Below are 13,379 nucleotides of genomic sequence, written 5' to 3'. Positions count from 1 at the left end.
TCGGGCTCAATGTACCAATTAGTTAATTAGTTTGGAAGAGGTTCCACGGAATGCGGCACTTCTGCCAGTAAGCTGCCGAACGTGACCGCCGAGTCCCGCCCCGAGCTGCAGCGCGATGCCGAGCGCACGCGCGCGGAATTGCTCGCGGTCGCGACCGAGGTCTTCGCCGAGTCGGGGTACTCCGGCGCCCGCGTGGACGAGATCGCCGAGCGCACCCGCACGACGAAGCGGATGATCTACTACTACTTCGGCGGCAAAGAACAGCTCTATATGGCGGTGCTGGAGAACGCCTACCGGGGCATCCGCGAAGCCGAGCAGCGGCTGCAGGTAGACCATGTCGACCCCGTCGTGGCGATGCGCAGGCTGGCTGAGTTGACCTTCGATCATCACCTCGATCACCAGGCCTTTATCCGGCTGGTGTCGATCGAGAACATCCACCGGGGTCAGTTCATCAGCCGGCTGGAGTCGCTTCGTGCGCTGTCGCAACCGGCGACGTCGCTGCTGGATCAGATCCTGGCCCGCGGCCACGAGCAAGGCGTCTTCCGTGATGACGTCGATGCCCTCGACGTCCACATGGTCATCAGCGCCTACTGCGTATTCCAGGTCGCCAATCGCTATACGTTCGGCTTCCTTTTCGATGTCGACCTCACCGAAGTCAGCCAGCGCGCTCACCTGCGACGCATGATCGGCGACGTCGTCGTCGGCTGGCTCACCGCTCGCTGATCAGCGAGCACCGTCACCAATCACCCTTGACGAGACGCGCACCACAGTGTTCTACTTCACGTACGTACTAGTTAGTACATTAATCAGGACGGTGCACCGTGAGTTCCAGCCCCTATCTCGTCGGCCTCGTCGGCCAGGGCGTCGGCCCGTCGCTGACACCCGCCCTGCACATGGCCGAAGGCCGCGCGCACGGTCTGGACTACGTGTACCGGACCATCGATCTGACGACCGCCGGCATCGCGCCCGACCGCATCGGTGAGGTTCTCGCGTGGACCCGTGCGCTGGGCTACAACGCGCTCAACATCACCCACCCCTGCAAGCAGTTGGTGATCGAACACCTCGACACACTCGACGACGGCGCTGCGGCACTCGGTGCGGTCAACACCGTGGTTTTCGAGGAGCATCGGACGGTCGGCTACAACACCGACGCTCCCGGCTTCGGCACCGGCTTCGCCGAGGGGCTACCGGATGCCGCCACCGAGACCGTGACCCTCGTCGGTGCGGGCGGCGCGGGTGCCGCCGTCGGACATGCGCTGCTCGATGTGGGCACCGAGCATCTGATCGTCGTGGACGTCGACGTCGATCGGGCGACCGTCTTGGCGCGCGAGCTGGCAGGCAGGCATCTCGGCGCGCGGGTCGACGCTTCGGAGTTCGACAAGCTGTCGGTGCTGCTGCCGGTCAGCGATGGGATCGTGCACTGCACGCCAACGGGAATGGCCGATCATCCGGGCCTGCCGTTCGACGCGGCGCTACTGCATCCAGGGCTGTGGGTCGCCGACATCGTCTATCGACCGCTGAACACGGCACTGCTGACCGCCGCACGTGAGGCCGGCTGCCGGACCCTCGACGGCGGCCACATGGCCGTGCATCAGGCCACTACCGCGTTCGAGCTGATCACGGGTATCACGCCGGACGCCGCTCGCATGTCCCGACATTTTCGCAGTCTTGCCGGGTGAATTCTCGGCCGCCGGAACCACTTCAGTCCGAAACTAGGAGGAACCCATGAGCGTCATCAACAGCAATCCGCCCGACGGTACGCCAGCGGGCGCACCGCAGCGGACGCCGAAGAAGGCAGCGCTCGCCAGCTTCATGGGCAGCGCGGTCGAGTACTACGACTTCTTCGTATTCGGTTTCGTTGCCGCGCTCGTCTTTCCAAAGATTTTCTTCCCCGAGGGCAACGAGACCGTCGCGTTGGCCCAGTCGTTCGCCACGCTCGGCGTCGCCTACATCGCCCGGCCGGTCGGGGCGTTCGTGATCGGGCACTTCGGTGACCGACTGGGGCGCCGGAACGTCTTGATGTTCACGCTGCTTCTCATGGGCGCGTCGACGTTCGCGATCGGGTGCCTACCGACATACGAATCGGTCGGAGCGCTCGCACCCATATTGCTGGTGACGTGCCGCCTGCTGCAGGGCTTCTCGGCCGCCGGCGAACAGGCGGGTGCCAGCTCGCTCACCCTCGAGCATTCCCCGGACGACCAGCGGGCCTTCTTCACGTCGTGGACGCTCACCGGAACCCAGGGTGGTTTGATCCTGGCCTCGCTCGTCGTGATTCCGATCGTGGCGCTGCCAGACGAGGATCTGCTCTCGTGGGGTTGGCGCGTGCCGTTCTGGCTCAGCGCAGTCGTGGTCGTCGTCGCCTACTTCATTCGTCGTCGCCTGCACGAGACCCCGGAATTCGAAGAGGCAAAAGCCACGGGCACCATCGCCCGGATGCCGTTGAAGCCGTTGCTGCAGAACCACTGGCGCGACGTTCTGCGCGTGATCTTCTGCGCCTTCATCGCCGCGGTCTCCACAGTGTTCGCCAACCTGGCCATCGCCTACGGCAAGAAGATGGGGCTCAACGCGGACGAAACGCTGTGGCTGGTCGTGGTCGCGAACATCGTCGCGCTGGGTACTCAGCCGATGTTCGGAAAGCTGGCCGACCGCATCGGACGCAAGCCAGTCTTCATCTACGGTGCGCTGTCGTCGGCGGCGCTGATGCCGCTGTATCTGCTCTCGATGACCAGTGGCAACGACGTGCTGATGTTCGCGTTGGCAATAGCCACGTTCTCGTTCGGCTACGCCGCGGCCAACGCGGTCTGGCCATCGTTCTACGGCGAGATGTTCTCCACAAAGGTCCGTTTCTCCGGACTGGCGATCGGCACTCAATTGGGTTTCCTGGTTGCGGGTTTCGCGCCGGCGATCGTCACCGCACTCGGTGGTGTGAGTGAAGGCGGCTGGGTCGCGACGAGCATCTTCACCGCGGTGGTCTGCCTCATCGCCAGTGCTGCTGCGCTGACGGCGCGTGAGACGAAGGATGTGCCGACCGCTCAGCTGGGGATCAAGGTTCCCGATTCGGCGCGCCAACTCGTCGACCACTGAGGAGTAGCTGCCGTGGTGCCCTGTGGGTTACAGCAAGCGGCCGATGCCGCGCGCGGCAACCTGCAGGGCACCGAGCAGTCTCTGGCGATCGCGTTTGAGGTTGGGCACGACCACTCCGATCGCCGCCGCCACGGTGTCGTCCGACGACCGCACCACGGGTACGGCCAGCGAACAGGCGCCGAGCGACATTTCCTCGGTCGTGGTCGCCACCCCGTCTCGGCGGACGCGTTGGAGCTGCGCCACGAGGATCGGCTGGGCGACGATCGTGTAGGGCGTGATACGGGTCAGACTGGCAAACACCTGAGTGCGAATATCGGGCGGCGCATGAGCGAGCAGCACCTTACCGACTCCGGTGCAGTGCATGGGCAACTTGCTCCCAGCACTGCTGACGATCGGTACGGACGCCCGACCCATCATCCGCTCGAGATAGAGCACCTCGGCGCCCTCCCGGATCGCCAGGTGCACCGTGGCCATCGTCGCCGCGTAGACGTCGTGCAGAAAAGGCTCGGCGATCTGGCGCAACTTGCCTTCGACCGGGGCCAGCAGGCCCACACTCCACAGCAGCCTGCCGACCTCGAACCGGCCGTCGGCACGGCGCTCGAGCGCACCGCCGGCCACCAGTTCCGCGGCGAGCCTGTGCGCGGTGGGCGCCGCCAGACCCGCGCGATGGGCAAGCTCCGACAGCGACAGATTGCGGTGCTGCTCATCGAATGCGGCAATGATCGCCAGCAAACGGCTGGCGACGGTCGCCCCGGGCGTCGACGTATTACCGGCCAATGTTCAGATCCTTCCGCTGAGCGGAAGTCTAGTCTTCATTTCGTCTCGAAGGAACGGATACGGTGCGCACCATGACAGCTACGCCCACGATCAACTCGGACAGCGCCTCGGCGAGTCAGGCCGAGGTGAGCAACGAGATCCGCGCGATCGAATCGGCCTATCAGCGCTCTGGCGTCGAGGAGACGCAGCCACGGCTCGACTACGCGCCGTACCGGAGCAGCGTGCTGCGCCACCCGACCAAGGACCTGCACCACGCCGATCCGGAAGGCATCGAGTTGTGGACGCCGTGTTTCGGAGAACGTGACGTCCATCCACTCGAATCCGACCTGACGATTCAGCACACCGGCGCGCCCATCGGTGAACGAATCGTGGTGACCGGCCGGATCGTTGACGGTGACGGGCGGGCCGTGCGCAGGCAGCTGGTGGAGATCTGGCAGGCCAACGCCGGCGGGCGCTATATCCACAAACGCGACCAGCACCCTTCGCCGATCGATCCGAACTTCACCGGCGTAGGCCGCTGCCTTACCGACGACGATGGCAATTACCGGTTCACCACCATCAAACCCGGGCCCTATCCGTGGAAGAACCACCACAATGCGTGGCGGCCTGCCCACATCCACTTCTCTTTGTTTGGAACCGAATTCACGCAGCGCATGATCACCCAGATGTACTTTCCCGGTGACCCGCTGTTCGCTCTCGACCCGATTTATCAGTCGATCACCGATCAAAAGGCGCGAGACCGACTGGTAGCCATCTACGACCACGACGTCACCACCCACGAGTGGGCCACCGGTTACCGCTGGGACATCGTGCTGACCGGGTCCAGCCGGACCCCTGTCGATGAAGGAAGCGAGCACTGATGTCCACGCTGTTGACCGCCACTCCCGGGCAGACCGTCGGTCCGTTCTATGGCTATGCGCTGCCGTTCGATCGCGGAAGCGAACTCGTGCCGCCGGGCTCACCAGGAGCGGTCCGCTTCGGCGGCGTGGTCACGGATGGGGGAGGCAACCCGGTTCCGGATGCGCTGCTGGAGATCTGGCAGGCCGACGCCGACGGCAAGGTTCCCTCCGCCGCCGGCTCGCTGCACCGCGACGGCTGGACATTCACTGGCTGGGGGCGTGCGGCCACCGACGATGCCGGCCACTACAGCTTTTCCACGGTGCTACCCGGGGCATCGGTCCCCGGCGCTGCACCGTTCATTCTCGTCACGGTGTTCGCCCGCGGACTGCTCAACCGGCTGTTCACTCGCGCGTACCTGCCCGGTGATCAACTACAGAATGACCCGCTGCTGAAATCGCTTCCCGCGCATCGCCGTCAGACACTGATTGCAACCCAGGAAGCGACCGGCCTGCGATTCGACATCAAGCTCCAAGCCGGCGACGACGAGACCGTCTTCCTCACCTATCCGGGACATCGGCCGTGAGCGATCTGTTCTGGCCCGGGGATCATCGTGCCGATGATCTGATGAGCGATCGTGCCTTCCTGAACGCAATGGTCACCGTCGAGCAGGCATGGCTGGATGCGCTCGTCGACGCGGGCATCGCGCCGGAATCGGCGTGCGCTGACCTCGGTGCGCTCATCACCGACAGCGACCTAGAACCGATCGCGCGGGATGCCGATGCCGACGGCAATCCGGTCAGCGCGCTGGTGGCGCTGTTGCGCGCCCGCACACCCGAGCCAACCGCACGGTGGCTGCATCGCGGCTTGACGAGCCAGGATGTCGTCGACACCGCGCTGATGGTGTGTGTCCGAGACGCATTCGCTCGCATTCGTGAGGAACTCGTGGGTCAGGTGCGGGCCTTGTCGGCACTCGCCGAAACGCACCGTGCCACACCGATGCTCGCCAGGACTCTCACCCAGGCGGCATTACCGAGTACCGCCGGCGTCAAAGTGGCGCGGTGGTTGTCCGCGGTGTTGGACGCCGCCGAACCGCTGGCCGAGCTGAGGATTCCGGTCCAGGCCGGAGGTGCAGCGGGCACCCTGGCTGCCGCCGTCGAGCTGAGCGGATCCGTGGAAGGCGCGATCGGCCTCGGTGACTCACTGGCGGCCGCGCTCGGGCTCGCCCCCGCGCCTCCCTGGCACACCACGCGATCCGCGATCACTCGAATCGGCGATGCCCTGGTCACCTGCTCCGACGCCTGGGGGTACATCGCGGCCGATGTCGCCACGGGCAGCCGGCCCGAGATCGGCGAGCTGGCGGAATCAGGCGGGGGCGGGTCGTCGACCATGCCTCACAAGAACAATCCGGTGCGTTCGGTGTTGATCCGCCGTACTGCGATGACCGCGGCGCCGCTGGCCGCCACACTGCATACCGCAGCGGCGATGTCCGTCGACGAACGTTCCGACGGGGCATGGCATGCCGAGTGGGCGACCCTGCGGACTTTGGCGCGGTACACGGTCGTCGCCGCCGCCCACGCGACCGAACTCCTCATCGGATTGCAGATCGACGCGACCCGTGCAAGCGCTAATCTGGCTGCTGCCGAAGGCGTTTCATCCGAGCAGCAGAGCATGACGGAACTGACCGGACGCGCTCCGTCCGCGAGCTATCTCGGGGCTGCCGAACAGCTCATCGACTCTGCATTGCAGCGGGCCGACCATTACCTCAAGGACACGCCGTGAGCATTCCGCGCATCATCGGCACGGAGTTCGGCGGGCCGGCCACCGCCCCGCTGCTTCTTCTCGGGCCGTCACTGGGCACCTCTGCCACCGCGCTGTGGGGCCAGGCCGCGGCCACATTGACAGACAGGTGGCGCGTGGTGGGCTGGGATCTGCCAGGGCATGGCCGCGGCGGCATGACGGAAGCCTTCACCATCGCTGAGCTCGCCGCCGGGGTGCTGGCGCTCGCCGATCGGTACACCCGCGAAACATTCCATTACGCAGGTGATTCGGTCGGAGGATGTGTCGGGCTGCAGCTGTTACTCGATGCGCCGTACCGTATTGCCTCGGCCACCCTGCTGTGCACCGGAGCGGTGATCGGCACCAAGGCCGCGTGGCGGGAACGCGCGGAAGCCGTACGCGCGTCGGGAACCGAAACCATGGTCGCGGCCGCCGCGCAGCGCTGGTTCCCGAACGGCTTCGCCGAGCGTGAATCCGTCATCAGCTCGACGCTGCTGGATGCTCTGCGTAGCGCGGACTCCGGCTCGTACGCCCAGGTGTGTGAGGCATTGGGTGGATTCGACGTCACCAACCGGCTGCACGAGATCAGCACACCGGTCCTCGCCGTCGCGGGCAGCAACGATATCGCCACACCGCCCGATCACCTGCAGCGCATAGCCTCCGGCGTCAAAGATGGGCGCTTGGTCGTACTGGACGGTGTGGGACATCTCGCCCCGGCCGAGGTTCCGGTTCGTGTGGCACAGCTGATCACCGAACACGCGCAGACGTCGACAGCGCCGATGCCCACCACCATCGACGAGGTGTACGCCAGCGGCCTTAAGGTGCGGCGTGAGGTCCTCGGCGACGTGCATGTCGACCGGGCCATCGCCGCGACCACCGACTTCACCGCCGACTTTCAGCGGTTCATCACCGAATACGCCTGGGGCGCAATCTGGACGCGGCCAGGCCTGGACCGCCGAAGCCGGTCGCTGATCACGCTGACCGCGCTGGTGGCTCGCGGACACCACGAGGAACTCAAGATGCATCTGCTGGCCGCCCGTCGCAACGGGCTGACCAACGACGAGATCAAGGAGCTGCTGATGCAGACCGCGATCTACTGCGGAGTGCCGGACGCGAACACGGCCTTCCGGATCGCCGCCGACGTTTTACCCGGCTTCGAGAGTAACGAGGGGGACAGGCCATGAGCCGCACCGAGATTTGCGAAGCGGCGGGGCAAGCCGTCGTAGGCATCGAAGACGGGTCGACAGTTCTCGTCGGCGGCTTCGGGATGGCGGGCATGCCGACCGCACTGATCGACGCGTTGATCGAACAGGGTGCCACCGATCTCACCATCGTCAGCAACAACGCGGGCAACGGCGACACCGGTCTCGCCGCGCTGCTCGCTGCCGGACGCGTCACCAAGGTCATCTGTTCCTTTCCGCGGCAGGCGGATTCATACGTCTTCGACGAGCTCTACCGAGCCGGCAGGGTCCAGCTCGAGGTGGTGCCGCAAGGAAATCTGGCGGAACGGATCCGGGCGGCGGGTGCGGGGATCGGCGCGTTCTTCTGTCCGACGGGTGTCGGTACACCCCTCGCGGAGGGGAAGGAAATGCGAACCATCGACGGCAGAGATTACGTGCTGGAGTACCCGATCCGGGGCGATGTTGCCCTGATCGGCGCGCATGTCGGCGATCGGGCAGGAAACCTGTTGTACCGCAAGACTGCTCGCAATTTCGGCCCGGTTATGGCCACCGCGGCGTCGTTGACAATCGCCGAGGTGTCCCGCGTGGTCGAGGCGGGTTCCATCGATCCTGAAATCGTGGTCACACCCGGAATCTTCGTGGACCGCATCCTCGATTTGTCGGCTGACCAACGTACGAGGGAGGCGGCGTCGTGACGCTCCATGTCCAAAGTCGAAGCACCAGCATCGAGCATCTGGATCGCGGTCCACTTGACCGTCGCGAGCTGGCAGCGATCATCGCGCGTGATATTCCGCCGGGTTCGTATGTCAACCTCGGGATCGGACAACCAACGACTGTTGCCGAATACCTTTCTCCGGAAGCAGATGTGGTGCTGCACACCGAGAACGGCATGCTCGGTATGGGCGGCGAAGCGGTCGGCGACGAGATCGACGCAGATCTGACGAATGCGGGCAAGGTGCCCGTCACCGAGACCGCGGGCGCATCGTATTTCCACCATGCCGATTCGTTCGCGATGATGCGCGGCGGTCATCTCGACGTCTGCGTACTTGGCGCATTCCAGGTCAGTCAGCACGGCGATCTGGCCAACTGGCACACCGGAGCAGCCGATGCCATTCCCGCGGTCGGCGGCGCCATGGATCTCGCCATCGGGGCGAAAAGCGTGTTCGTCATGATGAATCTGTTCGCCAAGAGCGGTGAGGCGAAGCTGGTTCCGCAGTGCACCTATCCGCTCACCGGCACTAGGTGCGTCAGCCGCGTGTACACCGACTATGCGGTCTTCGCGATCGGCTCCGGCCACGATGACGGCATACGTGTGTTGGAGACGTTCGGGATCTCACTGTCCGCGCTCGCCGAGCGAATGTCGGTACCACTGCACTAGCGTCCTCGCGCCGCAACGCCTTTCACACCTCGGACAACGGGGCGCTCATCGGTGCTCGCCACTGAGTAGCAGATCGCCGTCGCCACGATCGTGGGCAGCACGAACGTCAACGACAAGACGAACGCGACGACAGCGACGTTCGGTTCTGTCAACCAGTCCTTGGGAATTCGGGCGAGGCTGACGGCCAGCCAGGACGCGCCGATCGCCAGGATCACAGTGGCGATGGTGGCGACCTTGATCGAGCGAAGCGCCAGTCGGGTCGGCGCGTCGCTGTCGGCCAACGACCTGCGCAGCGTCTTGGTCCGCACATACACGAGCACAAAATCGGCGAGGATGACCAGCGCGGAGGCCGTGACGATGAGGCCGGTCACCCAGAGGTCGGGTCTGCGGCCGTACATGAAATGCAAGTAGTCGACGGCGGTTTCGGACAGGATCAGCGTCGTCGTCATCGCCGCGGCGAACGTCAGCCAGCCACCAAGATCGGCCAGAAAGCAGTAGGCGCCGACGTCCTCGGGATCCTGCTCGGACAACCGGTTGACCGCATGGCTGGCGAGCATCCAGCCCAGGCCGCCGAACAGCGCCGTCGCACCTGCGGCGAGCATTCCTGTCGACACCGCACCCTGTGTCCACGCGATCGCGCAGATGCCACGCGCGTCGCCCTCGGCCGGCACCTGGTTACCCGTGATCAAGCTGAACAGGAAGCTGGACAGCATCAGGATCAGCACCGCCGAGGAGAACAGCGCAAGCGTGTGAATGCTTTCGCGACTCTTCTTGTCCATCAGAAGCGCGATGGCGGTGATCAAGAAGCCGCCGAGCACGCCGGCGAACTGTGAGTGAGAACCTGCGGAGGACAGCACGCTCCACTGGTCGGACGTGCAGAATTCGTCCGGGTTCACGGTGGAGTCGCGGAGCTCAGCTCAGCTCGTCAGGACAGGCCGGGACTCAGGTGTCACGACGGGTCTCCACCGTGTCGTACTCCTCGGTCCGCTGGCCTTCTGGCTGGTTGACGGCCGCGAACACATCGGTGTCTGCTCGCTCGTCGTCATGCACGTGACCGTGCCGCGTCACCTCGGGGGCGTGGCGGTCGACCAGCCAGCGGCCGAGGGTGACGCCCGCGAGTGAGATCAGGAACACGAGCAGGGCGGTGAACGCCGCGAACGTGGTGAGCTCGTTGATCAGGCCTTCGACGTAGAGGCTCTTGTAGAAGAGGTGGATGAACCATGCGATGGCGCCGCTGACGATCCCTGCGAACAGGCCGGCCAGTAGCCACGTCATCGCCAAGTCGCCGCGGCGGTCCGGATCGGGATTGGCGCGGGCGTCGGCGCGGCCGTCCGCCAGCCCCCACAGGAACACCGCAACCGCGTACAGGATGACGAGAATGAGACTGATCAGACCGGCCCTGGTCTCCCACGCGTTGATCAACGCTCCCTGCAGCAATCGCACGATCACCATCAGGGCCGCGAACACCAGTCCGCGCAGCAACCAGTTACTCATGAGGCCACACCTTAGCGAGTAGGTTCAACAACCGTGACTATTTCACAGCGTCGGGACCGGCTGCGTCAGCGACTGGTCGCCGACGACCTAGACGCGATGCTGGTGTCAGACCTGGTCAACGTGCGATATCTGTCCGGTTTCACCGGGTCCAACGCCGCGCTGCTGATTCGCGCCGAGGACCCGACACCGGTGCTGGCCACCGACGGGCGTTACCGCACCCAGGCCGCGCAGCAGGCGCCCGACGCCGAGCTCGTCATCGAAAGATCCTGCGGACCACATCTGGTCGCGCGCGCGGCGGCCGATGGGCTGTCGAGGTTGGGCTTCGAGAGCCATGTGGTGACCGTCGACATGTTCAGCGTGCTCACCAATGCCGCCGGTGACAGAACCGAACTGGTCAGGGCCTCGGGAACGGTGGAGGCGTTACGTGAGGTCAAGGACGCCGGCGAGATTGCGTTGCTGCGTCTGGCCTGCGAAGCCGCCGATGCGGCGCTACACGATCTGGTCGAGCGGGGCGGGCTGCGGGCGGGCCGCACAGAGAAAGAGGTGAGCCGCGAGCTCGAGGCGTTGATGCTCGATCATGGCGCCGACGGCCGGTCGTTCGAAACCATCGTGGCCGCAGGGTCCAACTCGGCGATCCCGCATCACCGGCCGACCGACGCGGTGTTGAGTGCCGGCGACTTCGTCAAGATCGACTTCGGCGCGCTGGTGTGCGGCTACCACTCCGACATGACCCGGACTTTTGTGCTGTCGCCAGCCGCCCAGTGGCAACACGACATCTACGAGCTGGTGGCGACTGCGCAGCGTGCGGGCCGGGACGCGCTCGCCCCCGGGGTCACGCTCTCCGATGTCGACGCGGCATCGCGACAGATCATCGCCGATGCGGGATATGCCGAGAACTTCGGTCACGGACTTGGTCACGGGGTCGGTCTGCAGATTCACGAAGCACCGGGAATCAGCGCCTCATCCGCAGGTACACTGCTTGCTGGCTCCGCGGTGACCGTGGAACCCGGTGTCTATCTGCCAGACCGCGGCGGTGTCCGAATCGAGGACACGCTTGTCGTCGGCAGTGACTCACACCCGAACCCTGACTTACTCACCCGGTTCCCCAAGGAACTGGCGATCCTCTGAACAGGAGAACAACCAACCGTGGCATCGACCGCCGACTTCAAGAACGGGCTCGTCCTTCAGATTGACGGCCAACTCTGGCAGATCATCGAATTCCAGCACGTCAAGCCCGGCAAGGGGCCCGCGTTCGTCCGCACCAAGCTGAAGAATGTGCTGTCGGGCAAGGTCGTCGACAAGACCTACAACGCCGGTGTGAAGGTCGAGACCGCTACCGTCGACCGCCGCGACGCCACCTACCTCTACCGCGACGGCTCGGACTTCGTGTTCATGGATTCCGAGGACTACGAGCAGCACCCGCTGTCCGAATCGCTCGTCGGGCGCGCCGCCGACTTCCTGTTGGAGAGCCTGCCGGTGCAGATCGCCTTCCACGACGGCGCCCCGCTGTATCTCGAACTGCCGGTGACCGTCGAGCTAGAGGTCACCCACACCGAGCCCGGCCTGCAGGGCGACCGCTCCAACGCGGGCACCAAGCCGGCGACCGTCGAGACCGGCGCGGAGATCCAGGTGCCGTTGTTCATCAACACTGGCGACAAGCTGAAGGTCGACTCACGTGACGGCAGCTACCTGGGAAGGGTGAATGCCTGACACCCGGGGCGAGCGCAGCGACAGGAAAAGCCGAAGCGGGGGCTCAGGCCGGATCGGTCGGAGCGACCGTGGCCGCCATCAGGCCCGCAAGCGGGCCGTCGATCTGCTCTTCGAGGCCGAGGCGCGCGGACTCACCGCAGCCGAGGTCGCCGAGGCGCGCAACGCTCTGGCGCAATCTCAGACCGACGTCTCACCGCTGAACCCGTACACGGTGACGGTGGCGCGTGGGGTGACCGATCACGCCGCGCACATCGACGACCTGATTTCAGCGCACCTGCAAGGGTGGACTCTGGATCGGCTGCCCGCCGTCGACCGGGCGATCCTGCGGGTAGCGGTGTGGGAGCTGCTGCACGCCGACGATGTTCCCGAACCCGTCGCGGTCGACGAAGCCGTCGAACTGGCCAAGCAGTTGTCCACGGACGACTCACCGGGTTTCGTCAACGGTGTGCTGGGTCAGGTGATGTTGGTGACGCCCCAGATTCGGGCGGCCGCGCAAGCCGTTCGGGGGGCAGGCGATTCGGGCGTAGGGACGTAGATGGGCGCACCGCAGGACTGGGCGCCGTACTCGAGTGTGGACGAGGCGGCCAAGGTATACCTGCGTGATCCCGACCTGGCGCTCGACCAATTGCGTTCGGTCATCGACCTTCCGGCGATCAAGTCGTTCATCATGTCCCGCGGCTTCAGCGAGGGGACGTGGGGCGACACCGACGAGAACCCGCTGTGGCAGGAGGTCGTGCTCACCGATGGGCACCGGCTGATCATTTGGCGCGCCGATGACGAGTCGTCGAGCGGCGACGATCGCGAGCGCCGAGTGCTCAACGCCTCCGTACGCACCATCCTGTTGTCGACGATCACCGACCACGTGCTCACCACCGAGTACGAGGCGCTCGACGACGGCACCCGCCGGCTTTCCGAAGTCCGGCTGCGGATGTACACGCAACTGGTCACCCGGTCCAGGCAGAAGTCGGTGACCGAGACCGACATCTACTGCGAATCGTTCCGCTACTACAAGTCTGTCGACAACGGCGGTCTGGCGCAGATGCAACGTCTGCTGCAGTTCGGCCGGGTGCTCTCACGCAGCATCGAGTAGCGCCCACCTCGACGAGCGTGCGGTTTCTCGTGCGACTCGCCGGCATGTC

The 13,379-nt window shown here is 65.3% G+C and carries 16 protein-coding genes; 13 read left to right on the top strand and 3 right to left on the bottom strand.

Annotation, left to right across the window (positions count from 1 at the left end):
- Window positions 1-81: 81 nt before the first annotated feature.
- The 3 genes from ACIA48_RS14900 (at window position 82) to ACIA48_RS14890 (ending at window position 3,084) form a co-directional block, all read left to right on the top strand.
- The gene (locus tag ACIA48_RS14900) at window positions 82-723 is read left to right on the top strand and encodes a TetR/AcrR family transcriptional regulator (RefSeq protein WP_396732449.1); all 642 of its coding nucleotides are present in this window, start codon (window positions 82-84) and stop codon (window positions 721-723) included.
- A gap of 98 nt (window positions 724-821) precedes the next feature.
- On the top strand, window positions 822-1,679 hold the full coding sequence (locus ACIA48_RS14895; protein ID WP_396732446.1) for a shikimate dehydrogenase: 858 nt from the start codon (window positions 822-824) through the stop codon (window positions 1,677-1,679).
- Between the two features lie 46 nt (window positions 1,680-1,725).
- The gene (locus tag ACIA48_RS14890; protein WP_396732443.1) at window positions 1,726-3,084 is read left to right on the top strand and encodes an MFS transporter; all 1,359 of its coding nucleotides are present in this window, start codon (window positions 1,726-1,728) and stop codon (window positions 3,082-3,084) included.
- Window positions 3,085-3,111: 27 nt separating this feature from the next.
- Here ACIA48_RS14890 and ACIA48_RS14885 read toward each other — a convergent pair whose 3' ends face one another.
- The gene (locus ACIA48_RS14885) at window positions 3,112-3,861 is read right to left on the bottom strand and encodes an IclR family transcriptional regulator (RefSeq protein WP_396732440.1); all 750 of its coding nucleotides are present in this window, start codon (window positions 3,859-3,861) and stop codon (window positions 3,112-3,114) included.
- A 71-nt stretch (window positions 3,862-3,932) separates the two neighbouring features.
- Between ACIA48_RS14885 and pcaH the strand changes: the two genes are divergently transcribed.
- Genes pcaH through ACIA48_RS14855 form a run of 6 tightly spaced genes read left to right on the top strand, consistent with a single transcriptional unit; the run spans window position 3,933 to window position 9,036 of the window.
- The gene (gene pcaH, locus ACIA48_RS14880) at window positions 3,933-4,721 is read left to right on the top strand and encodes a protocatechuate 3,4-dioxygenase subunit beta (RefSeq protein ID WP_396732438.1); all 789 of its coding nucleotides are present in this window, start codon (window positions 3,933-3,935) and stop codon (window positions 4,719-4,721) included.
- A complete protein-coding gene (pcaG, locus tag ACIA48_RS14875; protein ID WP_396732435.1) occupies window positions 4,721-5,284 on the top strand; it encodes a protocatechuate 3,4-dioxygenase subunit alpha in 564 nt (187 codons plus the stop codon). Before pcaH ends, pcaG begins: the two co-directional genes overlap by 1 nt.
- Complete coding sequence (gene pcaB, locus ACIA48_RS14870) at window positions 5,281-6,480, top strand: 3-carboxy-cis,cis-muconate cycloisomerase (RefSeq protein ID WP_396732433.1); 1,200 nt, start codon at window positions 5,281-5,283, stop codon at window positions 6,478-6,480. Before pcaG ends, pcaB begins: the two co-directional genes overlap by 4 nt.
- A complete protein-coding gene (gene pcaC / locus ACIA48_RS14865; protein ID WP_396732430.1) occupies window positions 6,477-7,661 on the top strand; it encodes a 4-carboxymuconolactone decarboxylase in 1,185 nt (394 codons plus the stop codon). The genes pcaB and pcaC overlap by 4 nt, the downstream gene beginning before the upstream one ends.
- On the top strand, window positions 7,658-8,353 hold the full coding sequence (locus tag ACIA48_RS14860) for a 3-oxoacid CoA-transferase subunit A (protein WP_396732427.1): 696 nt from the start codon (window positions 7,658-7,660) through the stop codon (window positions 8,351-8,353). The genes pcaC and ACIA48_RS14860 overlap by 4 nt, the downstream gene beginning before the upstream one ends.
- Window positions 8,350-9,036: a 3-oxoacid CoA-transferase subunit B gene (locus ACIA48_RS14855; RefSeq protein ID WP_396732425.1), complete on the top strand. Its 687-nt coding sequence runs from the start codon at window positions 8,350-8,352 to the stop codon at window positions 9,034-9,036. Before ACIA48_RS14860 ends, ACIA48_RS14855 begins: the two co-directional genes overlap by 4 nt.
- On the opposite strand, the gene ACIA48_RS14850 is transcribed toward ACIA48_RS14855, so the two are convergent.
- Both ACIA48_RS14850 and ACIA48_RS14845 read right to left on the bottom strand, forming a co-directional pair.
- The gene (locus ACIA48_RS14850) at window positions 9,033-9,932 is read right to left on the bottom strand and encodes a hypothetical protein (RefSeq protein ID WP_396732422.1); all 900 of its coding nucleotides are present in this window, start codon (window positions 9,930-9,932) and stop codon (window positions 9,033-9,035) included. The two genes, ACIA48_RS14855 and ACIA48_RS14850, sit on opposite strands and share 4 nt — an antisense overlap.
- Window positions 9,933-9,978: 46 nt before the next feature.
- Complete coding sequence (locus ACIA48_RS14845) at window positions 9,979-10,530, bottom strand: B-4DMT family transporter (protein ID WP_396732419.1); 552 nt, start codon at window positions 10,528-10,530, stop codon at window positions 9,979-9,981.
- A 33-nt stretch (window positions 10,531-10,563) separates the two neighbouring features.
- Between ACIA48_RS14845 and ACIA48_RS14840 the strand changes: the two genes are divergently transcribed.
- Genes ACIA48_RS14840 through ACIA48_RS14825 form a run of 4 tightly spaced genes read left to right on the top strand, consistent with a single transcriptional unit; the run spans window position 10,564 to window position 13,330 of the window.
- Window positions 10,564-11,658 carry an aminopeptidase P family protein gene (locus ACIA48_RS14840; protein WP_396732417.1) on the top strand — a complete coding sequence of 365 codons (1,095 nt, stop codon included), beginning with the start codon at window positions 10,564-10,566 and terminating at the stop codon, window positions 11,656-11,658.
- Window positions 11,659-11,676: 18 nt separating this feature from the next.
- Window positions 11,677-12,240 carry an elongation factor P gene (gene efp / locus ACIA48_RS14835; RefSeq protein WP_396732414.1) on the top strand — a complete coding sequence of 188 codons (564 nt, stop codon included), beginning with the start codon at window positions 11,677-11,679 and terminating at the stop codon, window positions 12,238-12,240.
- Window positions 12,233-12,775 (top strand): transcription antitermination factor NusB, encoded by a 543-nt coding sequence (gene nusB / locus ACIA48_RS14830; protein ID WP_396732412.1) that lies wholly within the window; start codon window positions 12,233-12,235, stop codon window positions 12,773-12,775. The genes efp and nusB overlap by 8 nt, the downstream gene beginning before the upstream one ends.
- Window positions 12,776-13,330 carry a hypothetical protein gene (locus ACIA48_RS14825; RefSeq protein ID WP_396732410.1) on the top strand — a complete coding sequence of 185 codons (555 nt, stop codon included), beginning with the start codon at window positions 12,776-12,778 and terminating at the stop codon, window positions 13,328-13,330. It begins immediately after the preceding gene.
- The last annotated feature ends 49 nt before the right edge of the window (window positions 13,331-13,379 follow it).

Origin of the sequence: Mycobacterium sp. NPDC051804, from assembly GCF_044452905.1 — a bacterium.
Classification (GTDB): domain Bacteria; phylum Actinomycetota; class Actinomycetes; order Mycobacteriales; family Mycobacteriaceae; genus Mycobacterium.
Note: the sequence above shows the minus strand (reverse complement) of the source record. Positions and strands in the feature narration are given on the sequence as shown.